General features: G+C 71.4%; 19 protein-coding genes. 5 read left to right on the forward strand and 14 right to left on the reverse strand.

Annotated features, from left to right (window positions below):
- Positions 1 to 21 precede the first annotated feature (21 nt).
- On the reverse strand, positions 22 to 948 hold the full coding sequence (locus AB0N16_RS35705) for a proline dehydrogenase family protein (RefSeq protein ID WP_365804131.1): 927 nt from the start codon (positions 946 to 948) through the stop codon (positions 22 to 24).
- Positions 949 to 1129: 181 nt separating this feature from the next.
- On the opposite strand from AB0N16_RS35705, the gene AB0N16_RS35710 reads away from it, so the two are divergent.
- On the forward strand, positions 1130 to 2395 hold the full coding sequence (locus AB0N16_RS35710; protein ID WP_365804132.1) for a helix-turn-helix domain-containing protein: 1266 nt from the start codon (positions 1130 to 1132) through the stop codon (positions 2393 to 2395).
- 8 nt (positions 2396 to 2403) lie between these two features.
- Here AB0N16_RS35710 and AB0N16_RS35715 read toward each other — a convergent pair whose 3' ends face one another.
- Together AB0N16_RS35715 and AB0N16_RS35720 are read right to left on the reverse strand one after the other, a co-directional pair.
- Positions 2404 to 3579, reverse strand: coding sequence for a hypothetical protein (locus AB0N16_RS35715; protein ID WP_365804134.1), 1176 nt, complete (start codon positions 3577 to 3579; stop codon positions 2404 to 2406).
- Positions 3580 to 3784: 205 nt separating this feature from the next.
- Complete coding sequence (locus AB0N16_RS35720) at positions 3785 to 4360, reverse strand: TetR/AcrR family transcriptional regulator (protein WP_365804136.1); 576 nt, start codon at positions 4358 to 4360, stop codon at positions 3785 to 3787.
- Between the two features lie 98 nt (positions 4361 to 4458).
- Between AB0N16_RS35720 and AB0N16_RS35725 the strand changes: the two genes are divergently transcribed.
- Positions 4459 to 5970 carry an MFS transporter gene (locus tag AB0N16_RS35725; protein ID WP_365804138.1) on the forward strand — a complete coding sequence of 504 codons (1512 nt, stop codon included), beginning with the start codon at positions 4459 to 4461 and terminating at the stop codon, positions 5968 to 5970.
- Between the two features lie 104 nt (positions 5971 to 6074).
- On the opposite strand, the gene serA is transcribed toward AB0N16_RS35725, so the two are convergent.
- The 6 genes from serA to AB0N16_RS35755 all read right to left on the reverse strand — a co-directional run bounded on the left by serA (position 6075) and on the right by AB0N16_RS35755 (position 16208).
- Positions 6075 to 7664 carry a phosphoglycerate dehydrogenase gene (serA, locus tag AB0N16_RS35730; RefSeq protein ID WP_365804140.1) on the reverse strand — a complete coding sequence of 530 codons (1590 nt, stop codon included), beginning with the start codon at positions 7662 to 7664 and terminating at the stop codon, positions 6075 to 6077.
- 416 nt (positions 7665 to 8080) lie between these two features.
- Positions 8081 to 9079 carry a ketol-acid reductoisomerase gene (gene ilvC, locus AB0N16_RS35735; RefSeq protein WP_365804142.1) on the reverse strand — a complete coding sequence of 333 codons (999 nt, stop codon included), beginning with the start codon at positions 9077 to 9079 and terminating at the stop codon, positions 8081 to 8083.
- A 119-nt stretch (positions 9080 to 9198) separates the two neighbouring features.
- A complete protein-coding gene (gene ilvN, locus AB0N16_RS35740; protein WP_123973946.1) occupies positions 9199 to 9723 on the reverse strand; it encodes an acetolactate synthase small subunit in 525 nt (174 codons plus the stop codon).
- A 21-nt stretch (positions 9724 to 9744) separates the two neighbouring features.
- Positions 9745 to 11595 carry an acetolactate synthase large subunit gene (locus tag AB0N16_RS35745; protein WP_365804144.1) on the reverse strand — a complete coding sequence of 617 codons (1851 nt, stop codon included), beginning with the start codon at positions 11593 to 11595 and terminating at the stop codon, positions 9745 to 9747.
- Between the two features lie 242 nt (positions 11596 to 11837).
- The gene (locus tag AB0N16_RS35750) at positions 11838 to 14855 is read right to left on the reverse strand and encodes an EAL domain-containing protein (RefSeq protein WP_365804146.1); all 3018 of its coding nucleotides are present in this window, start codon (positions 14853 to 14855) and stop codon (positions 11838 to 11840) included.
- Between the two features lie 402 nt (positions 14856 to 15257).
- Positions 15258 to 16208, reverse strand: a complete 951-nt coding sequence (locus tag AB0N16_RS35755; RefSeq protein ID WP_365804148.1) for a 2-hydroxyacid dehydrogenase — start codon at positions 16206 to 16208, stop codon at positions 15258 to 15260.
- Positions 16209 to 16281: 73 nt separating this feature from the next.
- Between AB0N16_RS35755 and AB0N16_RS35760 the strand changes: the two genes are divergently transcribed.
- Positions 16282 to 17283, forward strand: coding sequence for an aldo/keto reductase (locus tag AB0N16_RS35760; protein WP_365804150.1), 1002 nt, complete (start codon positions 16282 to 16284; stop codon positions 17281 to 17283).
- A gap of 152 nt (positions 17284 to 17435) precedes the next feature.
- Positions 17436 to 18614: a PQQ-dependent sugar dehydrogenase gene (locus AB0N16_RS35765; protein WP_365804152.1), complete on the forward strand. Its 1179-nt coding sequence runs from the start codon at positions 17436 to 17438 to the stop codon at positions 18612 to 18614.
- Here the strand turns inward: AB0N16_RS35765 and AB0N16_RS35770 are convergent.
- The 5 genes from AB0N16_RS35770 to AB0N16_RS35790 all read right to left on the reverse strand — a co-directional run bounded on the left by AB0N16_RS35770 (position 18602) and on the right by AB0N16_RS35790 (position 24244).
- Positions 18602 to 21655: an AAA family ATPase gene (locus AB0N16_RS35770; RefSeq protein ID WP_365804154.1), complete on the reverse strand. Its 3054-nt coding sequence runs from the start codon at positions 21653 to 21655 to the stop codon at positions 18602 to 18604. The genes AB0N16_RS35765 and AB0N16_RS35770 overlap by 13 nt on opposite strands.
- 392 nt (positions 21656 to 22047) lie before the next feature.
- A complete protein-coding gene (locus AB0N16_RS35775) occupies positions 22048 to 22239 on the reverse strand; it encodes a hypothetical protein (RefSeq protein WP_365804156.1) in 192 nt (63 codons plus the stop codon).
- Between the two features lie 197 nt (positions 22240 to 22436).
- Positions 22437 to 23078: a hypothetical protein gene (locus AB0N16_RS35780; RefSeq protein ID WP_365804158.1), complete on the reverse strand. Its 642-nt coding sequence runs from the start codon at positions 23076 to 23078 to the stop codon at positions 22437 to 22439.
- 35 nt (positions 23079 to 23113) lie between these two features.
- Positions 23114 to 23689 carry a GNAT family protein gene (locus AB0N16_RS35785; RefSeq protein ID WP_365804160.1) on the reverse strand — a complete coding sequence of 192 codons (576 nt, stop codon included), beginning with the start codon at positions 23687 to 23689 and terminating at the stop codon, positions 23114 to 23116.
- A 231-nt stretch (positions 23690 to 23920) separates the two neighbouring features.
- Positions 23921 to 24244, reverse strand: a complete 324-nt coding sequence (locus AB0N16_RS35790) for a hypothetical protein (protein WP_365804162.1) — start codon at positions 24242 to 24244, stop codon at positions 23921 to 23923.
- Positions 24245 to 24430: 186 nt separating this feature from the next.
- Between AB0N16_RS35790 and AB0N16_RS35795 the strand changes: the two genes are divergently transcribed.
- Positions 24431 to 25228, forward strand: a complete 798-nt coding sequence (locus AB0N16_RS35795; protein ID WP_365804164.1) for a methyltransferase domain-containing protein — start codon at positions 24431 to 24433, stop codon at positions 25226 to 25228.
- Positions 25229 to 25319 lie beyond the last annotated feature (91 nt).

Genomic DNA, 25319 nt, shown 5'->3' on the forward strand with positions numbered 1-25319 from the left:
GGCGGGCGGGAGGGGTACGCCTCAGCCCTTGCTGAGCATGGAGCGGACGAAGAAGCGCAGGTTGGCCGGCTTCTCCGCGAGCCTCCGCATGAAGTAGCCGTACCAGTCGGTGCCGTAGGCGGTGTAGACCCGCATCCGGTGGCCCTCGGCGGCGAGGCGCAGGTGCTCATCGCTCCGGATGCCGTACAGCATCTGGAACTCGTACTCGTCCGGCTTGCGCCCGGCACGCCGGGCGAGTTCCTGGGCTATGGAGATGAGGCGCGGGTCGTGGGAGCCGACCATCGGGTACCCCTCGCCCTCCATGAGAGTCCTGAGAACCCGCACGTACGCCTTGTCGATCTCGTGCTTCTGCTGGTAGGCGACCTCGGCGGGCTCCTTGTAGGCACCCTTGACCAGGCGCACCCGGCTGCCGGCCTCGGCGAGGCGGCGGGCGTCGGCCTCGGTACGGAAGAGGTAGGCCTGGATGACGCAGCCGGTCCCCGGGAAGTCCTTCCGCAGCTCCTCGTGGATGGCGAACATCGAGTCGAGGGTGGTGTGGTCCTCGGCGTCGAGGGTGACGGTCGTACCGATGGCGGCGGCCGCCTCGACGACCGGCCGGACGTTGGCGAGGGCCAGCTCGTGGCCGCCCTCCAGCGCCTGGCCGAACATCGACAGCTTCACCGACATCTCGACGCGCTCGCCGAGGCCCAGCCCGCGCAGCCGGTCGACGAGCGCCAGGTAGGCGTCCCGGGCGGCGGTGGCCTGCTCCGGGCTGGTGATGTCCTCGCCGACGACGTCCATGGTCAGCTCCAGGCCGCGGCCGGTGAGCTCCTCGACGATCGGGACGATGTCGTCGACCGACTCACCGGGGATGAAGCGGTCGACGACCTGCTTCGTCACCGGGGCCGCCGAGATAAGGCGTCGCATCCGGTCGCTGCGCGACGCGGCGAGAATCACGGGACCCAGCACGGGGCACCTCCACAACACATGCCAGAACGGCCGCGATCCGACGATGTGGATACGGCACGGAGAACCACCGTGAAAGTTAGGGATCTCTCCGATCGTGAGCCATCGACAGCTGTCACGCATCCGTGCCGCAGATCTCAGACAGATGTATGAAGGCGTCCGTGAATTGCGGGAGAATGCCCGGGTGACGTCGGAATTCAAGGGTGACTACCAGGAGCTGGTCGACGAGATCTCCGAGCTGCTGGGCGTCCCGGCGACCCTGGAGAACCGCGACTTCGAGCTGCTCGCCTTCGGGGCCTACGACAGTGAGGGCGACCTCGATCCGTCGGCGCTGGATCCGGTCCGGACCCGCTCGATCCTGACCCGGCGCTCCACGGCGGCGGTCCGCACCTGGTTCGAGGGCTTCGGCATCACCCGGGCCACCGGACCGGTCCGTATCCCGCCGACCCCGGAGGCGGGGGTGTACCGGGGCAGGATCTGTCTGCCGGTACGCCATCGGGGTGTCGTCCTCGGCTATGTCTGGCTCCTCGACGACGATCCGGGTCCGACGGACACCCAGCTGGCCGCCGCCATGGGAGTGGCGGGGCGGATCGGCGCACTGCTCGCGGACGAGGCGCAGGCGGGGGCGGATCTTGGCCGGGAGCTGCGGGCGGTGCTGGTCGCGGAGCGGGGCTGGCAGCGGGACATGGCGGTGGCCGAGTTCCGTACCGCCCTCGGCGCCCGTGCCGACGGTCCGCACACGATGGTCTGTGTCGCCCCTTGGCCGTCCGCCGACCCGGACGACGCCCCGTCCCCGCGTACGGTCCCGCACGCCACCGCGCTGTGCACGCTGCCGTGGGGGGCGACGGGGCACAGCCTGGCGGTCCTGGTCCGGCTGCGCAGCACGGACACGGCCACCCCTGCCCTGACGGCCGCCACGCGGTTGCTCAAGGAGGCGGAGGAGGCCCGGTCGGCCCGGCCGGCGTCGGCACGCGGGGCCGGGGCGCGCACGGCCGCCGCCGTCGCCGCGGGGTTCGGCGGCGCGGCCGCGGCGGCGCAGGGCTGTGCCGCGGGGGTGGGCGAGGCCCGGGCCGGCCTTGCCGAACTGGGCACCGTCTGGCAGGAGGCCGCCGCGGCCACCCGCGCCGCGCTGGCCGAGCCGCGGTTCGGGCCGGTCGCCGAGTGGGCGCACATCGGCCCGTACCGGCTGCTGACCGCGCTGCCACCGGAGGCCTCCCGCGACCCGGCGGTGGCCGTCCTGCTCACCCCGGCCCACCGTGAACTGGCCCGCACCGCCGAGGCGTACCTGGACTGCGCGGGCCAGGCGGGCCGCACGGCCGCGGTCCTGGGCATCCACCGGCAGACCCTGTACTACCGCCTGTCCCGCGTGGAACAGCTCACCGGCCTCGACCTGGACGACGGGGAGGACCGGCTGCTGCTGCACATGGCGTTGAAGGGGGCGCGACTGTAACCGCACGCCTACGTGCGGTCCTTGCCCTTCCCCGTGGCCTTGCTGTAGCCGCTGACCCCGTCCTGGTAGGGGGCCGCCCCGGCCTGCCGGGCGGCCGTCGGCATCGCCACGTCGTCCACGTTGCGGACCAGTTTGATCTTGCCGAACAGCTCCTCGGGGACGACGAGCTCGTCGGAGCCGTGGAAGGTCATCACCGGCTCGCCGCTCGCCGAGCCGTCGCTCTCGAAGGCGAACCCGTCCTCCGTTTCGTCGTGGTGCTCCCCGACCGGGACATCGTCGGCGACATAGACGGCGACCAGGAACTTCCCCCACATCCTGGCTTCCTTCTTCGCTCCGGAGGTGCCGGGGGACTTCCCGCCGGGCGGTCCGACGACCGGGGCGACATAGAAGCCGCGGCCCTTGCCGATGCCGTGGCCGGTGGCGATCCGGGCCACGTCCGGGCCGTCGACGATCAGGCCGCCGACGTTCTCCGCGTTGGTGCCGTGAAAGCCCACCAGCCGGTAGCCGGACAGCGCCTGGCTCAGCGCCCGCTGCTGTTCGGCGATGTCGGCGGCGGGCATCTCGCGCCGGAACTCCGCGGGCTCGGGCGCGCCGTACTCGTCCGTGTCCCAGTGCCCCGTGTCCCAGCCGTCGCCCGTCTGCGACGCGGTCTCCGACTCCGAGTCGCTGCTGCTGTCGCTGTCCGGCCGGGTCGGGCGGGAACGGAAGAACCCGCCCTCGTCGTCGCTGCCGCTCTCGCTGCTACTGCTGACGGCCGTCCCCACCCGGGTGACGATCTCGCGCACCGCGGACCAGACCGCCGCGGGTCCGACGGTCCCGCCGGAGCTCTCCAGCCGGGCCAGGACGCGGCGCAGGGTGTCGGGTTCGGCATAGTTCCTCGGCGCCGGACGCGTCGGATGGCTCATCAGCCAGACCAGCAGGTCGGAGGCGGAGCGGACGGTCGTGGGGCCGTCGTCACCCTGGATGACCAGTTGCTTCCCGTCCGTCTGGCGCTGCACGGACGGCCCGTCCGGACCGGCGGACCGCCCGCTCCGGCGGAGCGACTCGACGACGGCGGCGTTGCCGGCGGTGCTCATGAACTGCAGCGGACCGGGCGACGGCGACCGGCCCTGCCGGCCCGGCGGCCGTGCCTGCGAGTTCTCCTTCCCGATCTCTCGCGCACCGATGTCGCCGTGAACGTGCATGGGGTACCTTCCGCCAGGAATCAGAAAAACGATTCTCCTGATGGAGATAGCTGCCGACGCCACCCGGCACCAGATCCCGCAGGGCAGGAAAGGGTGCACGATCAGGCATCGGGCCGGGGCCCGGTGACCCGCGATCCGCGCCAAGGGCGTCAACAGGGGGTGGCGATGGCCGATGCCGCGGGAACCCGCCTCGGCTGACGCCCGGTCAGCCGCGCGTCGCGGCCTCGACGATCTGACGCAGGCCCTCGGTGAGCGCGTCGCCGTCGGGCGCGGTCTTCGGGTCGAAGGTCCACTGCGAGATGAGGCCGGACATCAGGGTCATGTAGAAGCGGCCCAGGGTGTCGGCGGTCTCGTCGGAGACCTCCTCCTCCGGTACGCCCATCAGCAGCGAGGTCAGCCCCCGGCCGCCCTCGCGCTGGGCGCGCGCCAACTGGTCGCGCACCTCCGGCAGCTGATCGCCCATCGTCACGATCTCCACGCTGAGCCGCCACAGCGAGCCGGGCCCGCGCATGCTGTCGACGATGTTCGACCACACCTCACGGAACCGCTCGAGCGAGCCGGGCGCGCCGGTGAGCCCGCCGTCGCCGCCCTCGAAGGACATCTCCTCCACCAGCGCGATGTAGGCCTGGGCGAGCAGCGTGCCCTTGGAGCCGTAGTGATAGCCGATCGAAGCGAGGTTGGTCCCCGACTCCTTGACGATGTCGCGCGCCGTCGTCCGCGCGAACCCCTTCTCCAGCAGGCAGCGCTTGGCGCCTTGCAGCAGATCCTCACGGTGTCCCATGCGGATCAGCCTACCCCGGGATCCATACAACCGTCCTAGACGCATGAATTATACAATCGTTCTAGACAAGCGTTTAAGACGCCCGTACATTCCTTGGCATGACCAACCCGACGAGCACGACCACGAGCACATCCGAGACCAACTCCCTTGCCGGGCGCCGCGAATGGACCGCGCTCGGTGTGCTGATGCTTCCGCTGCTGCTGGTCTCGATGGACGTCTCGGTCCTCTACTTCGCCCTCCCGGCGATCGGCGCGGACCTCCACCCGAGCGGCACCCAGCAGCTGTGGATCCTGGACATCTACGGCTTCGTCCTGGCCGGCCTGCTGATGACGATGGGCGCGCTGGGCGACCGCATCGGGCGTCGGCGGCTGCTGCTGATCGGCGCCGCGGCCTTCGGCGGCGCCTCGCTGCTCGCCGCGTACGCCGACAGCGCCGGGACCCTGATCGCCGCCCGCGCGATCCTCGGCATCGGCGGCGCGACCCTGATGCCGTCGACGATGGCCCTGCTGCGCACGATGTTCACCGACCCCGGCCAGCGCGCGAAGGCGATCGGCCTGTGGTCCGGCGTGATGACCGGTGGCATCGCACTCGGCTCGGTGATGAGCGGGATCCTCGTGGAGCACTTCTGGTGGGGCTCGGTCTTCCTGGTCAACCTGCCGGCGATGGTGATGCTGCTGGTGCTCGGCCCGATCCTGCTCCCGGAGTCCCGGAACCCCTCCCCCGGCCGCTTCGACTGGTTGAGCGTCCCGCTGTCGATGGCGGCCGTTCTCCCCGTGGTCTACGGCCTGAAGGAGATCCCGTCCGAGGGCTGGCACCCGCTGTACGTCGTCTCGACCACCGTCGGCCTGCTCTTCGCCGCGCTCTTCGTCCACCGTCAGCGCACCACCGGTTCCCCGCTGATCCCGCCGGCCCTGCTGAAGGGCCGTGGCTTCACCCCGGCACTGGTCCTGAACCTCGTCGCCTCGCTCGCCATGATGGGTTCGGCGATCTTCACCACGCAGTACCTGCAGGCCGTGCTCGGCAAGGGCCCCCTGGAGGCCGCGCTGTGGAGCCTGCTGCCCTCGGTCTTCATCGGGGCCGCCGGTCCGCTCACGGCACAGCTGGTCCAGCGGGGTGTCGACCGGGGCTATGTGGTCGCGGGCGGCTTCACGGCCATGGCGGGCGGGTTCGTCCTGCTCGCCCTCGTCGGCACCGACTCACTGTGGCTGGTGCTGACCGGGGCCGGTGTCCTCGCCTGCGGGATGGTCGCGATCATGTCCCAGCTGACCGACCTCGCGATGACCGGCGCGCCGGTGGAACGGGCGGGCACGGCCTCCTCGCTGCTGGAGACCAGCGCGGAGTTCGGCGGGGCGCTCGGCATGGCGGTACTGGGCTCGATCGGTACGGCGGTCTACCGCCATCAGATGCCGGCCACGGCCCCCGCGGAGGCCCGCGAGACGCTGGGCGGCGCGCTGGCCACGGCGAGCCGGCTGCCGGGGCCCGCGGGAGGGACCCTGCTGCGGACCGCGCGGGAGGCGTTCACCAGCGGGATGCAGGGGGCGGCGATCGCGGGCGCGGTGCTGCTGGTGCTGGCGGCGGTGGGGGCGGGGGTGACGCTGCGGAGGAGGTGACCATGCGAAACGCCGGACGGGCTGACAAGGTCAGCCCGTCCGGCGTTCGAGTACGAACGACTCCCACCCTCCGACCGACCGAGTCGGTGGGGGTGGGCGAAACATCAGACGAGGTTCACCGAACGAGCCGAGGTCGCCCCGATCTCCGCCTCGACCTCGGCCAGCACACCGGAGGTCACCGTGTCGTCGACGGTCAGGACGGCCAGTGCCTCGCCGCCCGCGATCGACCGCGCGACCTGCATGCCGGCGATGTTGATGCCCGCCTCGCCGAGGATGCGGCCGACGGTGCCGACGACGCCCGGCCGGTCCTCGTAGCGCAGCACGAGCAGGTGGTCGGCGATCGCGAGGTCGACGTCGAAGTCGCCGACCGCGACGATCTTCTGGAGGTTCTTCGGGCCCGCCAGCGTGCCGGAGACCGAGACCTCCTCGCCGCTGCCGAGGGTGCCGCGCACGGTGACGACGTTACGGTGGTCGGCCGACTCGGAGCTGGTGGTGAGGCGGACCTCGACACCGCGCTCCTGCGCGAACAGGGGGGCGTTGACGTAGGAGACGGTCTCGGCGACGACGTCCTCGAAGACACCCTTGAGCGCGGAGAGCTCCAGCACCTTCACGTCGTGCTGGGTGATCTCGCCGTAGACCTCGACGTCGAGGCGGACCGCGACCTCACCGGCGAGCGCGGTGAAGATACGGCCGAGGCGCTCGGCCAGCGGCAGGCCCGGCTTGACGTCCTCGGCGATGACCCCGCCCTGGACGTTCACCGCGTCCGGGACCAGCTCGCCGGCGAGGGCCAGGCGGACCGACCTGGCGACCGCGATGCCCGCCTTCTCCTGGGCCTCGTCGGTGGAGGCACCGAGGTGCGGGGTGCAGACGACCTGGTCCAGCTCGAAGAGCGGGGAGTCGGTGCACGGCTCCTTCGTGTACACGTCGAGGCCGGCGCCGGCGACCCGGCCCTCCTTGAGCGCCGCGTACAGCGCCTCCTCGTCGACGATGCCACCGCGCGCCGCGTTCACGATCCGCACCGCCGGCTTGACCTTGCGCAGCGCCTCGTCGCCGATCAGACCGACCGTCTCGGGGGTCTTCGGCAGGTGCACGGTGATGAAGTCGGAGACTTCGAGCAACTCGTCCAGCGACAGCACCTTGACGCCCATCTGCGCGGCCCGGGCAGGCTGGACGTAGGGGTCGTAGGCGACGACCTTCATGCCGAAGGCGGACATCCGCTGGGCGACCAGGGCGCCGATGCGGCCGAGGCCGACGACACCGAGGGTCTTCTCGGCGAGCTCGACACCGGTGTACTTGCTGCGCTTCCACTCGCCGTTCTTCAGCGCCGAGTTGGCCTGCGGGATGTTGCGGGCGGTGGCGAGCAGCAGGCCGCAGGCGAGTTCGGCGGCGGTCACGATGTTGGAGGTCGGTGCGTTGACGACCATCACGCCGGCCTTGGTGGCGGCGGAGACGTCGACGTTGTCCAGGCCGACGCCGGCTCGTGCGACGACCTTCAGCTTCCTCGCCGCGGCGATCGCCTCGGCGTCGACCTTGGTGGCGGAGCGGATCAGGATCGCGTCCACGTCTTCGATGGCCGGGAGCAGCTCGGCTCGGTCTGCTCCGTTGGTGTGCCGGATCTCGAAGTCCGGGCCCAGCGCGTCGACGGTGGCGGGCGACAGCTCTTCAGCGATGAGTACGACAGGTTTCGAGCTCACGTGAGTCCTCACATGTCCAATGCGGACGGCCGTCCCGACGGCCGCTGGCGGTGGAGGGGGGAGCGGCGCCGGGAAATGTGCGGTGCGGTCCCGCGCCCGCCGCGGCAGCGGCTGTGTGGACAGCCGGTGCGTGCTCTCGGTGTGCCGGACGAAGGTCCTCGTAGCGGAGCTACTGGGGCCTTTGACCGGTGCGGCGAGAGTGCGTGCCGGGCGGCGTGGGTCTGTGCCGCACATTTCTCGGTGTCGCTTAGCCGCGTGGAGACGCACGACGCTGTGGGCCTGACGCGTATGTAGTACGGCAGTGTAGTGGCGTGGTGGTGGTCGTCCTGCGCCTCTGCGGAAGGATCACCCGTCCGAGATTCGACGGGGCGGACAACGGGGCCGGAGCATTCCGCTCCGGCCCTGTCACCTGGGGCTCACGCGTCTTCGTTGACCCAGGACATCAGCTTGCGCAGCTGCTTGCCGGTGGTCTCCAGCAGGTGCTCGGAGTCCTGCTTCTTGTACTCGTTGTACTTCTTCAGACCGCCGTGGTACTCGTCCATCCAGTTGTTGGCGAAGGTGCCGTCCTGGATCTCGGCGAGGACCTGCTTCATCTCGGCCTTGGTGGCGTCGGTGATGATCCGCGGGCCGGTGACGTAGTCGCCCCACTCGGCGGTCTCGGAGACCGACCAGCGCATCTTCTCCAGGCCGCCCTCGTACATGAGGTCCACGATCAGCTTCAGCTCGTGCAGGCACTCGAAGTAGGCGATCTCCGGCTGGTAGCCGGCCTCGACCAGGGTCTCGAAACCGGCCTTGACCAGGGCGGCCGTACCACCGCACAGGACGGCCTGCTCACCGAACAGGTCGGTCTCGGTCTCCTCGGTGAAGGTCGTCTTGATGACGCCGGCGCGGGTGCCGCCGATGCCCTTCGCGTACGACAGAGCCAGCGCGAAGCCGTTGCCGGTGGCGTCCTGCTCGACGGCCACGATGCAGGGGACGCCGCGACCCTCCTCGTACTGACGGCGCACCAGGTGGCCCGGGCCCTTCGGGGCGACCATGCAGACGTCGACGCCGGCCGGGGGCTTGATGAAGCCGAAGCGGATGTTCAGGCCGTGGCCGAAGAACAGGGCGTCGCCGTCGTTCAGGTTCGGGGCGATGTGCTCCTCGTAGACCTGGGCCTGGATCGGGTCCGGGACGAGGATCATGATGACGTCGGCCTCGGCGGCGGCCTCGGCCGGGGTCACCACGCGCAGGCCCTGCTCCTCGGCCTTGGCCTTGGACTTGGAGCCCTCGTGCAGACCGACACGCACGTCGACACCGGAGTCACGCAGCGACAGGGCGTGGGCGTGGCCCTGGCTGCCGTAGCCGATGACCGCGACCTTGCGGCCCTGGATGATGGACAGGTCGGCGTCAGCGTCGTAGAACAGCTCGGCCACTTTGGGTTCTCTCCTTGGTGTGCGGATGGTGCGTCCCACCGTATGACGGCGGGCGGAAGGGAAGTCTCGCGGTCTCGGTATACGGGCGGCCGACGGCCGTCGGCCGCCCGTTTCCAGCGTTACGCAGATCGGTCGAGTGCGCGCAGCGACCGGTCCGTGATCGAACGCGCGCCACGGCCGATCGCGATCGTGCCGGACTGCACCAGTTCCTTGATGCCGAACGGTTCCAGCATCTTGAGCATGGCGGTCAGCTTCTCGCTGCTGCCGGTGGCCTCGACGGTGACGGCCTCCGGGGAGACGTCGACGGTCTTGGCACGGAACAGCTGGACGATCTCGACGATCTGGGAGCGCGTCTCGTTGTCGGCGCGCACCTTCACCAGAACGAGTTCCCGCTGAACGGCCGAACCCGGCTCCAGTTCGACGATCTTGAGCACCTCGACGAGCTTGTTGAGCTGCTTGGTGACCTGCTCCAGCGGCAGGGCTTCGACACTCACCACGATCGTGATGCGGGAGATGTCGGGGTGCTCGGTGACACCGACGGCCAGCGAGTCGATGTTGAAGCCCCGCCGGGAGAACAGCGCGGCGATCCGGGCCAGGATGCCCGGCTTGTTCTCCACCAGAACGGAGAGCGTGTGCTTGGACATGGTCTTTTACGTCTCTCTCGCTCAGTCGTCTTCGTTGTCGCCGAAGTCGGGGCGGACGTCCCGGGCGGCCATGATCTCGTCGTTGGAGGTGCCGGCGGCGACCATCGGCCACACCATCGCGTCCTCGTGGACGATGAAGTCGACGACGACCGGGCGGTCGTTGATGGAGTTCGCCTCTTCGATGACCTTGTCGAGGTCGTCCGGGGACTCGCAGCGGATGGAGTAGCAGCCCATGGCCTCCGACAGCTTGACGAAGTCGGGGACGCGGGTGCCGCGGGCGTCCGGGTTGACGTCGTCGGGCCCGGAGTGCAGGACCGTGTTGGAGTACCGCTGGTTGTAGAAGAGGGTCTGCCACTGGCGGACCATCCCGAGGGCGCCGTTGTTGATGATGGCGACCTTGATCGGGATGTTGTTCAGGGCGCAGGTGGTGAGCTCCTGATTGGTCATCTGGAAGCAGCCGTCGCCGTCGATCGCCCAGACGGTCCTTCCGGGCTGTCCGGCCTTGGCGCCCATCGCGGCCGGGACCGCATAGCCCATGGTTCCGGCGCCGCCGGAGTTCAGCCAGGTGGCGGGCTTCTCGTACTGCACGTAGTGCGCGGCCCACATCTGGTGCTGACCGACGCCCGCCGTGAAGATCGTGCCCTCGGGAGCGAGCTGCCCGACGCGCTCGATGACCTGCTGCGGGGAGAGCGAGCCGTTGTCGGGCAGGTCATAGCCCAGCGGGTAGGTCTCGCGCCAGCGGTTGAGGTCCTTCCACCAGGCGGTGTAGTCGCCCTGGTGGCCCTCGCTGTGCTCCTTCTGCACCGCCTGGATCAGGTCGGCGATGACCTCGCGGGCGTCCCCGACGATCGGCACGTCGGCGGCGCGGTTCTTGCCGATCTCCGCGGGGTCGATGTCGGCGTGGACGATCTTCGCGTGCGGGGCGAAGCTGTCCAGCTTGCCGGTGACGCGGTCGTCGAAACGGGTGCCGAGGGCGACGATCAGGTCGGCCTTCTGCAGCGCGGTGACGGCGGTGACCGCACCGTGCATGCCCGGCATTCCCACGTGCAGCGGGTGGCTGTCGGGGAATGCGCCGAGCGCCATCAGGGTGGTGGTGACGGGCGCTCCGGTGAGTTCGGCGAGGACCTTCAGCTCGGCGGTGGCGCCGGCCTTGATGACACCTCCGCCGACGTAGAGGACGGGCCGCTTCGCGGAGGTGATCAGCTTGGCGCCCTCGCGGATCTGCTTGGCGTGCGGCTTGGTCACCGGGCGGTAGCCGGGCAGGTCCATGACCGGCGGCCAGGAGAAGGTGGTCTTCGCCTGGAGGGCGTCCTTGGCGATGTCGACCAGCACCGGGCCGGGACGGCCGGTGGAGGCGATGTGGAACGCCTGGGCGATGGTCCGGGGGATGTCCTCGGCCTTGGTGACCAGGAAGTTGTGCTTGGTGATCGGCATGGTGATGCCGACGATGTCCGCCTCCTGGAAGGCGTCCGTGCCGATCGAGGAGGACGCGACCTGGCCGGTGATCGCCACGAGCGGCACCGAGTCCATGTGCGCGTCCGCGATCGGCGTCACCAGGTTGGTGGCGCCCGGCCCCGAGGTGGCCATGCAGACGCCGACCTTGCCGGTGGCCTGCGCGTAGCCGGTGGCCGCGTGGCCGGCGCCCTGCTCGTGCCGGCACAGGACGTGGCGCACCCGGGTGGAGTCCATCAGCGGGTCGTAGGCCGGCAGGATCGCGCCGCCGGGGATGCCGAATACCGTGTCAGCGCCGACCTCCTCGAGGGAGCGGATGAGGGACTTCGCACCCGTGACGTGCTCGACGGGCGCGGACTGCTGTCCTCCGGAACGGGGCCGCGGCTGCGGATGGTGGGCCCCCGGGGCCTGCTCGGTCATCGGCATTCTCTTCTCGATGCTGAGGGTTTTTGCGAGGTTCGTACGGATTTCTGCCGCCGTACGTCTGGTGCTGGTGCAACAAAAAACCCCTCGTGCCAAAAGGCAAGCGAGGGGAGCGCGCCGGTGTGGTCGCTGGGGTTCCGGATCCTTCTCCGGTGGGTCCCAGCTCAGCCGACGCGCTGTCCAAGTACGAGAATTCGGGTGCGCATGGAACTGACCCTCCCTCTGACGCGCACCACGTGTCAAGTGGGTGGGACGGGAGTCTCATTATGTGAGCGAAGGGCGCTGCCGCCTCCGAACACCGCGGGTACACCACCGGTGTACACCCCCGCACCCCTCTCCATGGCTCGTTCGCCTCCGGCGGCGCCGGCGAACGCCGGCTCGGCCGGTGCGTGCGGCACCGGATAGTGGCCGGAGCCGAGGGCCCGGCGCAGCCGGTACTCGTCCACCGGGCCGGAGAAGGCCATGCCCATCCCGTGTGTGCACCCCATCGCGCGCAGCGCCGTGACCTGCTCGGGCAGGTCCACGCCCTCGGCCACCGACTGGAGCCCGAGATCGCCGGCGATCCGCAGCAGCCCGCTGGTGATCTTGTGCAGCCGGGGCGACTCGACCACCCCCTCGACGAGACTGCGGTCGAGCTTGAGCATGTCGACGGGGAGCTTCCGCAGGGCCGTGATCGCCGCGTAGCCGCTGCCGAAGCCGTCCAGCGCGATCCGGACACCGTGCCGGCTGAGCGCGGTCAGACGCCGCTCCAGCTCGTCCAGCGGAACCCTGGGGTCGGTGTCGGACAGCTCCAGGACCAGCGCCCCCGAGGGCAGCCCGTGCCGGGTGAGCAGGGCCTCCACGGAGCCGAGCGGCGAGGACCGGTCGAGCAGCCGCCGGGCACACGTCCGGACGGCGACCGGCACCACGAGCCCGTTGGCGGCCCGCTCGGCGGCCTGTTCGACCGCCTCCTGGAGGATCCAGCGGTCCAGTTCGGAGGTCTTGTCGCTGTCCTCGGCGACCCGCAGGAACTCGGCCGGCGTGAACAGCACCCCCTGCGAGGAGCGCCAGCGCGCCTGTGCGGAGACCGAGTCGATCCGGCCGCTCTCCAGGCAGACCACGGGCTGGTGCAGCAGCGCGAACTCGCCGTCGTGCAGCGCGGCCCGCAGCCGGGTGGCCAGTTCCGCCTTGCGTACGACGTCCTGCTGCATCTGTGGCTTGTACAGCTCGACGCGGCCCTTTCCGGCCGACTTGGCGCGGTACATCGCGAGGTCGGCGTTGCGCAGCAACTCCCCGGCGCCGAGACCCGGTTCGGCGAAGGCGACACCGATGGACGCGTTGACACGGACATCGTTGCCGTCAATGGCGTACGGCTGCGAGAGGGTCGCCCTGAGGCGGTCGGCGAGCTCCAGGATGTGCCGCTCTCGGGCACTGCGGTCACGGGTGCCGTCACCGACGATCAGCGCCGCGAACTCGTCGCCGCCCAGCCGGGAGGCGGTGTCGCCGTGGCGGACCGCGTCCTGGAGTCTGCGCGCGGCCTGGACGAGCAGTTCGTCGCCGGCCTGGTGCCCGATCGTGTCGTTGACGGCCTTGAACCCGTCCAGGTCGATGAAGAGCACGGCCGTGTTCCGCAGGGCGGGGCCCCGGTCCGAGGAACGGCGGCCGGACAGGGCCTGCTGCACCCGCCGGGTGAACAGGGCGCGGTTGGGCAGGTCGGTGAGGGGGTCGTGCTCGGCGTTGTGCTGGAGCTGCGCCTGCAGCCGCACTCTTTCGGTCACGTCCCGGCTGTTGAAGATGAGGCCGCCGTGGTGCCGGTTGACGGTGGACTCGACGTTGAGCCAGCCGCCCTCGCCGGACCGGAAGCGGCACTCGATGCGGGTGGTGGGTTCCTCCAGGGGCCTGGCGGCGAGGAAGCGGCGCACCTCGTGCACCACGCAGCCCAGGTCCTCCGGGTGGATGAGGTTGGCCAGCTCCGAGCCCACCAGGTCCTCGGCGGGCCGTCCGTAGACTCCGGCGGCGGCCGGGGAGACGTACCGGAGGATGCCGTTGGGCGCGGCGATCATGATGACGTCGCTGGAGCCCTGTACCAGGGAGCGGAAGTGGTTCTCCTGCTGCGCCAGTTCCTGGGTGAGGGTGATGTTGTCGAGCAGCATGATGCCCTGGCGCACCACGAGGGCGAGGACCACACAGCCGGCGGTGATCAGGACGACGTGGTCCGGGCTGCGGCCGTTGAGCACGTTGTAGAGGATTCCCAGCGTGCACACGGCGGCGGCCAGGTAGGGGGTGAGCGCGGCCAGCGAGCCGGTCAGGGGGCGGCCCACCGGGTACCGGCTGATCTCACCGCCCGGGGCGGACGCCTGCTTGGGTGCCGTGGCCCGTCCGCCGGGCACGTGCTCGTGGACCACGCGCGTGTGCCCCTCGGGCTCCCCCGCGGACCGGGGCGCGGCCCACGGGGCGTACGCCAGCAGCAGCGAGCCGGCGAACCAGCCCGCGTCCAGCAGCTGGCCGGAGCGGTAGCTGCTGTGCAGCAGCGGCGAGGTGAACAGGGCGTCGCACATCACGGTCAGGGCCAGCGCGCCGATCGCGGTGTTCACCGCGGTGCGGTTGCCCGGCGAGCGCCGGAAGTGCAGCGCGAGCACCATGCTGACCAGGGCGATGTCCAGCAGCGGATACGCCAGCGAGAGCGCGGTGTGCGCGACGCTGGGCCCGTCGAGCCGGGCGGCCTGGGCGAGCGCGAGGCTCCACGACAGGGTGAGCAGCGAGCCGCCGATCAGCCAGGCGTCCAGCGCCAGGCAGATCCAGCCGGCCTTGGTCATCGGCCGCTTGGCCAGTACCAGCAGACCGACGATGGCGGGCGGCGCGAAGCACAGGAAGAACAGGTCGGCGTAGCTGGGGCTGGGCACGGGCCGCTGGAGCACGACCTCGTACCACCCCCAGACCGCGTTGCCCAGGGCGGCCATCGCCGAGGAGAGGGCGAACAGCAGCCACGCGGGACGGAAGCGGACCCGCGGGGAGCGGGCGTAGCAGAAGCACGACACGGCGGCGGCACCGGCGGCCGCGGTCAGACCGAAGTCACCCATGAACAGGGCGATTTGGTTCGAGCCCCAGTCGAACGCGGAACCGACGGCGTATCCCGCGCAGAGCAGGGCCAGGACGAGTTGGCGGACCATGCCGGTCCCGCCGCCGGGGGCCGGCGGCCGGGAGTGCGGCATCCCCGCCGGAGGCTGTGCCCGCAGCGCTCCGGGGAGGGTGGTCGTCACAGGCGTCGGCGCTGTCACCGGATGCTCCCGGTCTGCGCCGCTCCCGAGTCCCTCGGGTCCCGGTGCGCTGGGTGGGCGTGCCTCCGGCGTCCGCTGTGCTTGTGGTGGTGGTGATGGCTGGTGTGGTGGCCGCGTCTGCGCGCAGCTGTGCGCCAGGGTCGCCGCCGGCGGCTCCGCCGCGTCGGATCGTTCGTCCATAGGCCGTGCATCGCCCGTCGCCCCCCTCACAAATCTGAAATGTCCATCCCCGGCGCCGAACGGTGAGCGGCGCAGCCCCTGTCGGGACGATACACCAGTCTCGTCACTCAGGGACATAGCTTCTCTACGCTCCGTGACGATCAACGGCTATGTGCGTACCCAGCGCGCCCGGAAGGTCGCGGACCGTACCGGAAGCGGATTACACGCGTGTTGCTGCGATTGTCAGTTGTCGGTGGATCCCGTCGTAAGGATCACGTTTCGCAACGGCTCCCGGTTCACGAAACGGCTCAACTGCTCGACGACGACCCGCTTGGCACGCGGCAGGAAGGCCGAGGTGGGGCCGCCGACATGGGGGCTGATCAGCACTCCGGGCGCCTGCCACAAGGGATGTCCGGCCGGCAGCGGCTCGGGGTCGGTGACGTCCAGGGCGGCGGTGAGGCGGCCGCTCTCCAGCTCGGCGAGGAGCGCCTTGGTGTCGACGACGGCCCCGCGCGCGATGTTCACGAGCAGTGCGCCGTCCTTCATCCGCGCGAGGAACTCCTCGTTGACCAGGCCACGCGTGGTGTCCGTGAGCGGCGTGGCGAGGATGACGACATCGGCTTCCGGAAGCAGTTGGGGCAGTTCGGTGAGCGGATGCACGGGACCGCGCGCCGAGGCGCGCCCGGAGCGCGCGACGCGCGCCACCCGCGCAACCTCGAACGGCACGAGCCGGTCCTCGATGGCCGAACCGATGGCGCCGTAGCCGACGATGAGGACGGTCTTGTCGGCGAGGGCGGGGTGGAAGCCGCTCTGCCAGTGCTCCTGCTGCTGGGCGCGCACGAACCCCGGGACGCCGCGCAGGGACGCCAGGGTCAGGGTGAGCGCGAGCTCGGCGGTGCTCGCGTCGTGCACCCCGCGCGCGTTGCACAGCTGCACGCCGGGGACGATGCGGTCGAGGGCCGCGATCATGTCGTCGACACCGGCGGTGAGGGTCTGGATGAGCCGGACGTTCCGCATCCGCTCCAGCGGCAGCACCTTCACGTTCTGCCGCTTCATGTAGGGGACGACATACACGGCGCAGTCGGCTGGATCGCCCGGAAAGTCCTGGTCCCCGTCCCAGAAGAGGTAATTGAGCCCGTCTGGGAGCCCCTGGAACTCCTTCAGCGGGATGGGGAGCCATGCGTCTTGGGTCATGTCAGGAGGCTATGTCAGGGAGGTGTGGGCGCAGAGGTTAGGTTGGGGGTTCTAGAAGGAGGTTCACGGGCTGGTGGAGCGCAGGACGATCGGCGCGGGGGCGCTCGCGGTGGGGGCCGTCGGACTCGGGTGCATGCCGATGAGCTGGGCCTACAGCGGGTCGCGGCAGCGCGGTGACGAGTCGGTGAGGGCGGTGCACCGGGCGCTGGACCTAGGCGTGACGCTGCTGGACACCGCGGACATGTACGGCCCCTTCACCAATGAGCTGCTGCTGGGGCGGGTGCTCAAGGAGCGGCGCGCCGAGGCCTTCGTGTCGACCAAGGTGGGCCTGCTGGTCGGCGACCAGCACATCGTGGCGAACGGCCGGCCCGGCTATGTGCGGCGCGCCTGCGACGCGTCCCTGCGGCGGCTCCAGACCGACGTCATCGACCTCTACCAACTGCACCGCGCCGACCCCGAGGTCCCCATCGAGGAGACCTGGGGCGCGATGGCAGAGCTGGTGCAGGCGGGCAAGGTGCGCGCGCTGGGGCTGTGCGCCCTGGGGGCGCGCGGGGGGCGCAGGTCCGGCGCGCGGCTGCACGACGCGACCCTGCGCCAGTTGCAGCGGGTGCAGCAGGTGTTTCCGGTGAGCGCGGTGCAGGCGGAGCTGTCGGTGTGGTCGCCGGAGGCGCTGGAGGCGCTGCTGCCGTGGTGCGAGGCGCGGGGTGTGGGCTTCCTGGCGGCGATGCCGCTCGGCAACGGCTTCCTGACCGGGACGCTCACGCCGGGTGAGGGGTTCGAGCCCGACGATCTGCGGGCACGGCACCCTCGCTTCACCGCGGAGATGATGGCGGCGAACCAGCCGATCGTGGCGGGGCTGCGGAGGGTTGCGGGCCGACAGGGGGGCGACGGCGTCACCGCGGCTCAGGTGGCGCTGGCGTGGGTGCTGGCGCAGGGGCGGCATGTGGTGCCGGTGCCGGGGGCGAAGCAGGGGCGGTGGGTGGCCGAGAACGCCGGCTCGGTGGATGTTCGGCTGACCGCGGAGGATGTGGTCGAGCTGAGCGGGCTGCCTGCCGCGCAGGGCTCTTGGGACTGAGTGGCGACGGACGCGCCACCATCTGGCGTCTGTTCGGTGCGGCAACGTCGTGGCTGGTCGCGCCCACGTGGCGGAGCCGCATATCGGCACAGTCCCGCGCCCCTGACGGGGCGCTGCACTAACGTCGGCAGTGAGGAGCCGTCGAAGGGACCATGATCGTGCAACGTCGAGGTGTGGCCGCCGTGTTGGCCGTGGCCGGGGTCCTGGTGGTGGCCGGGTGCTCCTCCGGGGACAGTGGTGGGGGGCTGCCCACGCCGTCCTTGGCCGGGGGGTCGTCGGCGGGTTCCGCCGGTTCGTCCGCGTCCGCCGGGGCGAGCGAGTCGGCCGCGCCCGCGGAGGGCTCGGTGAAGGTGGTGCGCACGGTCGCCGAGGGCCTGAAGTCGCCGTGGGGGCTCGCGCCGCTGCCGGACGGTTCCGGGCTGCTCGTCTCCGACCGCGACGACGGGACGATCAGCAAGGTCGACGAGAGGACCGGGAAGAAGACCGAGCTGGGCACCGTCTCCGGGGTGTCCGCGGCCGGTGAGGGGGGTCTGCTGGGCATCGCCCTCTCCCCCGACTTCGCCTCGGACCACATGATCTACGCGTACTTCACCTCGGCCTCCGACAACCGCGTCGTGCGCATGCTCTGGGACCAGGGCAAGCCGGCCGGGGAGCAACTGGGTGCCCCCGACACGATCTTCAAAGGCATCCCCAAGGGGTTCATCCACAACGGCGGCCGGATCGCCTTCGGCCCGGACGGCATGCTCTACGCCGGCACCGGCGAGAGCGGGCAGCGGGGCCTCGCCCAGGACAAGGAGTCCCTCGGCGGCAAGATCCTGCGGCTCACCCCGGAGGGCGAACCGGCTCCCGGCAACCCCTTCCCCGACTCTCCCGTCTACACCTACGGCCACCGCAATGTGCAGGGCCTGGCCTGGGACGACGACCAGCGGCTGTTCGCCTCGGAGTTCGGCCAGGACACCTGGGACGAGCTGAACGCCATCAAGCCCGGCGGCGACTACGGCTGGCCGAACGCGGAGGGCCGGTCCTCCGACGCCAAGTACGTGAACCCGATCGCCCAGTGGCCCACCGACGACGCCTCCCCCAGCGGCATCGCCTACGTCGACGGCGTGATCTGGATGGCCGGGCTCAAAGGCCAGCGGCTGTGGCGCATCCCGCTGAAGGGCACGGTCGCGGGCGCCGAACCCCAGGCCTTTCTCACCGGCGAGTACGGCCGACTGCGCACGGTCGTCGCGGCGGGCGGCGACAAGGTGTGGCTGGTGACCAGCAACACCGACGGGCGCGGGAAGCCGAAGCCGGGCGACGACCGGATCCTGGAGCTTCAGGTGCGCTGACCGGCGGTGGCGCCGCGGTCCGTGCGGTCGGGCGGGAACAGCTCCAGGCGGTGGGCCACCGCCGCCGCCTCTCCGCGCCCCGAGACGCCGAGCTTGCCCAGGATGTTGGAGACGTGGACGCTGGCGGTCTTCGGGGAGATGAAGAGCTCCTCGGCTATCTGGCGGTTGGTGCGGCCCGCCGAGACCAGCCGCAGGACGTCCCGCTCCCGGCTGGTGAGGCCGAGGCTCTCGGCGGGGTCCAGGGACCGACGCGGGCTGCCGGTGGTGAGGCTGAGACGGGCACGCTGGGCGAGCAGGGCGACGGCTTCGGCGAGCGGGCGGGCGCCCAGGTGGCCGGCGACCGCCCCGGCCAGCCGGAGCAGTTCGGTCGCCCGGTCACGTTCGTCGTCGCCGGACGCCTCTTCGAGCAGGACCTGGGCGAGGCGGCGGCGGACCCGGGCGAGGTCGTAGGGACGGTCCAGGCGCTCGAAGTCGGTGACCACGTCGGACCAGATCGCGGCGGTGTCGGTACCCCGGGCGCGGTGCAGTTCGGCCCGGGTCCAGCGTTCGTACGCCAGCCAGAGGGGCGCACCGGTGGTGAGTTTGCGGACGGCCTCGGCGAGCCGGTCGAGGTACTCGGCGCGGCCGTCGGCGACCGCGGGCAGGGCGCGGGCGTCGGCCTCGGCAGCGGCGGCGGCCAGCAGCAGGGGCCAGCCGTAGCGCTGGGTGCCCGGCGGGAAGCCGCGCCCCAGAGCGCGGTCCAGCTCGGCGCGGGCGTCGAGGAACCGGCCCTCCTCGGCGGCGACGCCGATCGCGATCCGGGCGACGGGCAGCAGCGCCTGGGGCATCGGATCGTGGGTGCCGTAGTGCTCGTGGGCGATGGCGAGTTGGCGGGCGGCCTCGGCGGCGTCTCCACGGGCGAGGGCGATTTTCGCGAGACGCAGGGCGCCGGCGCCCCGGGGCTTGGCGCTGGCGGCCGAGCCGAGGGCGCCCGCCGCGGCTTCGGCGGCCTCGTCCCAGTGACCGAGCGCGTACAGCGAGTCGGAGAGGTTGCCCCAGATCCACACCTCGGAGTCCAGCAGGCCGTACCTGCGGGCGAAGACGAGGCCCTCCCGCAGGATGGGCACCGCCTCCGCGCTGCGGCCGACCGAGTCCAGCTCGGAGGGCAGGTTCACGTAGGCGCGGCCCGCGACACCGGCCGCGCCCTCCCGGAGGGCGGCCTCCTTGACCCGGCGCAGTTCCGCCATCCCGTTCTCGACATCGCCCGCGTCGACCATGAGGCAGCCCACGGTGATGCGGGCGTTCAGCTCGATCTCCCGGGCGCCCACCATCCGCGCGTACTCCACGGCCCGTTCGGCGGCGGCGAAGGCCTCGGGGCCGGGTTCGTGGAGCATGCACCAGTTGGCGACGTTGGCCAGCACATCGGCGTGCACCTCGGAAGGCGGCAGGCCGCGCACCAGCTCCTGGGCGGTGCCGAGCTCCTGCCAGCCGTCGCCCCGGGCCAGGTCCTGGACCAGGCGGGAGCGCTGCACCCAGAACCAGGCCGCGCGCAGGGGGTCCCCCTCGACCTCGACCATCCGCAGCGCCCTCTTGGTGATCTTCAGGGCGCGTTCGCGCTCCCCGCAGAAGCGGCCCGCGACCGCCGCCTCCGCCATCAGGTCGAGATAGCGCAGCGGTGTCGTGGCCGGATCGCAGCCGCAGGGAGGGTAGACGTCGGTGTAGTCGACGGGGCGCAGGGCGGCGCGGATCTCCTCGGGGGCCGGGTCCCACAGCTCCATCGCCCGCTCAAGGAGCCGCAGTTGCTCGCTGTAGGCGTGCCGGCGGCGGGCCACGACGGAGGCACCGAGGACGGCGGGCAGGGCCTTGGCCGGGTCGTGGGCCTGGTACCAGTAGCTGGCCAGCCGGGTCACCCGCGCGTCGGCCGGCACCAGCCCCGGGTCGGACTCCAGGGCCTCGGCGTAGCGCCGGTTGAGGCGGGAGCGTTCGCCGGGCAGCAGGTCGTCGGCGACGGCCTCGCGGACCAGGGAGTGCCGGAAGCGGTAGCCGTCGCCCGCGGGCGTGGCGGTGAGGATGTTGGCGCCGACGGCGGCCCGCAGTGCCTCGATGAGGTCGTCCTCGGCGAGCTGGGCGACGGCGGCGAGGAGCCGGTACTCGACGGTGGAGCCGCCCTCGGCGACGATCCTGGCGACCCGCTGGGCGCTTTCGGGCAGCGCCTCGACCCGTACCAGCAGCAGATCGCGCAGTGAGTCGGTGAGCCCGGTGCAGCAGCCCTCGGCCCAGGCGACGGCGAGTTCCTCGACGAAGAAGGCGTTGCCGTCGGAGCGCTCGAAGATCTCGTCGACCTGGGCGGGGTCGGGTTCGGCGGCGAGGATGCCGGCGATCTGGCGGCCGACCTCCTCCCGGTTGAAACGGGCGAGTTCGACACGGCGGACGGTGCGCAGCCGGTCGAGTTCGGCGAGGAGCGGGCGCATCGGGTGGCGGCGGTGGATGTCGTCGGAGCGGTAGGTGGCGAGGACGACGAGCCGGCCGGTGCGCAGGGTGCGCAGCAGATAGGAGAGGAGGTGACGGGTGGAGGCGTCGGCCCAGTGCAGGTCCTCCAGGGCGACGACCACCGTGCGCTCGGCGGCGACCCGTTCCAGCAGTCGTGCGGTGAGCTCGAACAGGCGGGCCATGCCCTGCTCGTCGTGGCGGCCGGCGGAGGCCTCGCCGAACTCCGGCAGCAGCCGGGCCAGCTCGTCCTCCTGCCCGGCGGCGGCCGCGGCCAGCTCGTCGGGCAGCGCGGCCCGCAGCGCGCGCAGCGCGGTGGAGAAGGGGGCGAACGGCAGGCCGTCGGCGCCGATCTCCACGCAGCCGCCGAGCGCGACGACCGCACCCCGGCGGCAGGCGGCCGCGGCGAACTCCTCGACCAGCCGGGTCTTGCCGACCCCGGCCTCGCCGCCGAGCAGCAGCGCCTGCGGCTCGGCGGCCTCGGCACGGGCCAGCGCGTCGTTCAACGTCCCCAACTCGTCGCTGCGGCCTACGAACACGGGACTCACGGACCTGGTTTCCACAGGCCAGAGCATCGCATGCGGCTCGGAGCGGACGGCAGCGGTTTTCCACAGCCCCGGTGCGCTTGTCATACGACCCCGCGGGGAGCCGCCCAACGGTGACCGGTCCAACGGCACACCCTCCAACGGCATCCCGCCCGGCGGCACAAGCCCCAACGGCATCCCACCCGGCGGCACAAGGCCCGACGGCCCGCGGCTCGACGGCCCGCCACCCACCGGCACACGACCGGACAGCGTCCCGCTCACCGGCACACGGCCCGAAGGCGCAGGAGCCGAAGGCGTACGACCCGAAGGCAGTCCCGCAGACCGGTGGCCAACCCCCGTACGGCCACCGGTCTCCGGGTCCTCGGCCGGGCCCCCGGCCGGGTTCCGGGTCGCCGGGCGGTCGGTGCCGCCCGACCCCCGGTTCACACCGTGCCCGGGAGCCGACGTCGGCTGCGGCGGCCGGTATGGACTTCGTTCGGCACGGCGGCCTGACGGGCCGCCTGCTCGCTGCGGGCGGCCCGGCGGGAGCGGACGGCCTCGCGGACCAGGCGGGCGGCCTCGGCCTGCCGGCGCAGTTCGGCGGCACGGACCTCGTGGAGTTCGAACTCGAGCATGGTGTTCCCCTTGTGAGAGACGGTGGTCGGGCTTCGCTTCTCGCGATGCCTCCACCTTCGTCCCCCAGGGGGGTGCGCCACATCGGGAGAGTTCCGCATCTTCGGGCGGCCGCCGGAGTCCGGACACGCGTAAGGGGCCTCAGGTCGTCCATAAGGTGCTTACGGACGTCCTAAGGCCCCTTCCGACCTGGGCTGTCTCAGCTGGTCGAGGGCAGTCCGAGGAGCGCGTCGGAGTACTTGAGGACGGCAAGCAGCAGGCCGATGACGCCGAGGGCGACACCCGCCCAGGCGACCGACTTGATCCACGGCGCCTGCGGCTTGCCGGGGGCACCGAAGGCGGGCCGGGCGAGCACCACGACGCCGGTGATCAGCGCCACCAGCGCGAACGCGCCGGCCCACAGCGCGGTGGTCTGCCAGGCGTCGCCGTAGACCTCCTTGACCTGCGTGGCGACGCTCGCGCTCGACGAGGTCTGGAGCTGGCCGACGAGGGTCTCGCGGGCGGCGGCCACGGTACCGATCCAGCCGCCCGTGAGGGAGACCAGGCCGAGCACGACGGAGACGACGGCGGCGGCGCCCTGGCCGACACCGGTCGGGCCCTCGGCGCGGTCCTCGGCCGGCTCTCCGGCGAGGTCGGCGTCGTCCTCCAGGTCCTCCGCGTCGAGGTCGGCGTCCGCATCGGCGGCCCCGGTCCCGGCGGCCGCCGCCTCCGGCTCCGCCCCGGCCTCCGTCTTGGACTCCGTCACGTCGTCGGCGTTCTTGGTGACGCTCACCTTCTCCTCGTCGGTCGTGGCCTCGGTGCCCGTCTCGGCACCGGTCTCGTCAGCTGTCTTGGTTCCCATGTCCGGCACCGTACGGATCCTGTCTGAGAGGCGTCTTAATGATCGTTCTGTACGGCACGCGCGCGTGCTTCACGCCATTCCGGGGCGAGGATCGACCACACCTCCAGGTCGTGCCGTAGGCCACCATAGGGGTGCGCCTGGCGGCGTACGCCATCGCGGGTCATCCCCAGCCGCCGGGCCACGTTCAGGCTGGGCTCGTTGCCCGAGGCGGCGACCCACTCGATCCGGTGGATGCCGCGCTGCTCGACGGCGAAGTCGATCAGTACCCGCATCGCGCGCGTGACGAGTCCGCGTCCGGTGCCGGCCGGCTCCAGCCAGCAGCCGACCTCGCAGTTCCCGGTCTCCGCGTCGAAGTTCAGGAAGAGCACCCCACCGACGAGCGTGCCGTTCAGCCACAGGCCGTGCAGCGAGCCGGTGTCGGCGGCGCGCAGGTCGGCGTACCGCTGGAGCATCGCCCGGGCGGAGGGCACGTCCGTCTCCCGGGAGCCGAAGGAGATGAACCGTCCGATGAACTCCCGCCCGCGTTCCAGGTGGGCCAGGAACTCCTCGGCGTGCCAGGGCTCCAGCGGGCGCAGTTCGGCGCCGTCGTCACCCAGGGATATCGCGTACATCGTGCTTCTCCAGTTCCACCGCGTCTTCGACCAGCGCGTCGAGCCTCTCATGCGCGGCGCGACGTTCGGGCGGTTCGATGCTGCTCCGGGGCAGCCGGGGGTCCCGTGCGCGCGGCAGCCACCAAGAGCAGGCGGAACCGATCGTTCTACGCGGTGCAGGGGCCGGTGCGTGTGCGACCGGGAGCCAGGTCACAGGCCAGTAGTGGCGACTCTGTCGCCCCGGCGGGCACGTCAGTCGAACTGGTCCCCGAGAGCCATGATCATGACCCCCAGGATCATCAGCCAAAGAGCTCTGCGGGTACGGCCCCGGGCCCCGAGCGCCCCCGCGGCCACACACACGGCGGAGCCCGCCGCATAGGCGGCCGGGACCAGTGCGGGTACGCCGCCGCCCAGTCTCATCAGGGAGGCGGTCAGGCCCATCAGGGTCAGCAGGGCCCCGGTCACGGTGGCGGTCCAGCGGGCCCGACGGGCGTCCTCGTAAGGATCCTCGTCGTCCTCCGCGGCCTCCACCTCGGTTATCTCGGGTTCGGTGTCGGATTCCGCGTATCCGGTCATGGCGGGCGAGCGTAGTACCCGCACCTGAGAAAACCTGCTGCGGATGATGTCGACAAATGCTAGCTTCCGCTGGTCAGCCTTGATCGGCCCCTCGCCGACGACCGAAGCGGGTGCATTGTTTGCCGGTCCGAATGAGCTCCTACGCATCGCCTTCCACTACGAAGATCACAAGGAGCCCGTTCACCCATGTCCGACACCAGGACCGGGGGCGACCGCCTCACTGACCGCCTGACCCACCCCCGTTACCCGCTCAGCAACGCCTACGACCCCCGCTGGGTGGTCGACAACCAGATGGGCCCGCACGCCCTGTGGCTGCTGGAATGGCTGGCCCCCGCCCTCGGTCTGGACGCCCTGCGCCCCTGCGCGCGCGTGCTCGACCTCGGCTGCGGCCGGGCGATGACGTCCGTCTTCCTGGCCCGGGAGTTCCACGCCCAGGTCACCGCCGCCGACCTCTGGATCAAGGCCGACGACAACGCCCGGCGCATCGCGGAGGCGGGGTTCGCCGACCGGGTGCAGCCCGTGCATGCCGAGGCACATGACCTGCCGTTCGCCGAGGACGGCTTCGACGCGATCGTGAGCATCGACGCCTACCAGTACTTCGGCACCGACGATCTCTATCTCCCCACGCTCGCCCGTCTGTTGCGGCCCGGCGGCCGGATCGGCGTGGTCGTACCGGCGCTGCGGGAGGAGCCCGCGGGGGTCGAACCGCCGGAGCACCTCAGGCCCTGGTGGGAGCCCGACTACTGGTGCTTCCACTCGGCCGACTGGTGGCGCCGGCACTGGACCCGCAGCGGGGCGGTCGAGGTCGAGGCCGCCGACTGGCAGCCGGACGGCTGGCGGGACTGGCTGCTGTGGTGCGGGGTGGTCGCCGAGGAGAGCCCGGAGGAGTTCCACCGCACGATGGCCAGCCGGGTCGCCGAGATGCTGCGGGCCGACGAGGGCCGCGCCCTGGGATTCGTCCGCGTGGTCGCGCGCCGCAGCTAGTAGGGCTTGGTCAGGTCCGTATTGGTGTTGGTATGTCGCGGTGGCAGGTGGGGCAGGCGCCGGTCCAGAGGGCGAGGAGTGTCTGCAGCTC

The sequence above is a fragment of the Streptomyces sp. NPDC051105 genome (assembly GCF_040682795.1).
Classification (GTDB): Bacteria; Actinomycetota; Actinomycetes; order Streptomycetales; family Streptomycetaceae; genus Streptomyces.

Excerpts from the sequence above, each read along its gene's own strand:
- AB0N16_RS35785 (WP_365804160.1), bottom strand. The coding sequence starts at position 23,689 with ATGTACGCGATATCCCTGGGTGACGACGGCGCCGAACTGCGCCCGCTG.
- AB0N16_RS35720 (WP_365804136.1), bottom strand. The coding sequence starts at position 4,360 with ATGGGACACCGTGAGGATCTGCTGCAAGGCGCCAAGCGCTGCCTGCTG.
- AB0N16_RS35790 (WP_365804162.1), bottom strand. The coding sequence starts at position 24,244 with ATGACCGGATACGCGGAATCCGACACCGAACCCGAGATAACCGAGGTG.
- AB0N16_RS35725 (WP_365804138.1), top strand. The coding sequence starts at position 4,459 with ATGACCAACCCGACGAGCACGACCACGAGCACATCCGAGACCAACTCC.
- AB0N16_RS35745 (WP_365804144.1), bottom strand. The coding sequence starts at position 11,595 with ATGACCGAGCAGGCCCCGGGGGCCCACCATCCGCAGCCGCGGCCCCGT.
- AB0N16_RS35780 (WP_365804158.1), bottom strand. The coding sequence starts at position 23,078 with ATGGGAACCAAGACAGCTGACGAGACCGGTGCCGAGACGGGCACCGAG.
- AB0N16_RS35765 (WP_365804152.1), top strand. The coding sequence starts at position 17,436 with ATGATCGTGCAACGTCGAGGTGTGGCCGCCGTGTTGGCCGTGGCCGGG.
- AB0N16_RS35775 (WP_365804156.1), bottom strand. The coding sequence starts at position 22,239 with ATGCTCGAGTTCGAACTCCACGAGGTCCGTGCCGCCGAACTGCGCCGG.
- AB0N16_RS35770 (WP_365804154.1), bottom strand. The coding sequence starts at position 21,655 with ATGCTCTGGCCTGTGGAAACCAGGTCCGTGAGTCCCGTGTTCGTAGGC.
- AB0N16_RS35795 (WP_365804164.1), top strand. The coding sequence starts at position 24,431 with ATGTCCGACACCAGGACCGGGGGCGACCGCCTCACTGACCGCCTGACC.
- AB0N16_RS35755 (WP_365804148.1), bottom strand. The coding sequence starts at position 16,208 with ATGACCCAAGACGCATGGCTCCCCATCCCGCTGAAGGAGTTCCAGGGG.
- ilvN (WP_123973946.1), bottom strand. The coding sequence starts at position 9,723 with ATGTCCAAGCACACGCTCTCCGTTCTGGTGGAGAACAAGCCGGGCATC.
- AB0N16_RS35715 (WP_365804134.1), bottom strand. The coding sequence starts at position 3,579 with ATGCACGTTCACGGCGACATCGGTGCGCGAGAGATCGGGAAGGAGAAC.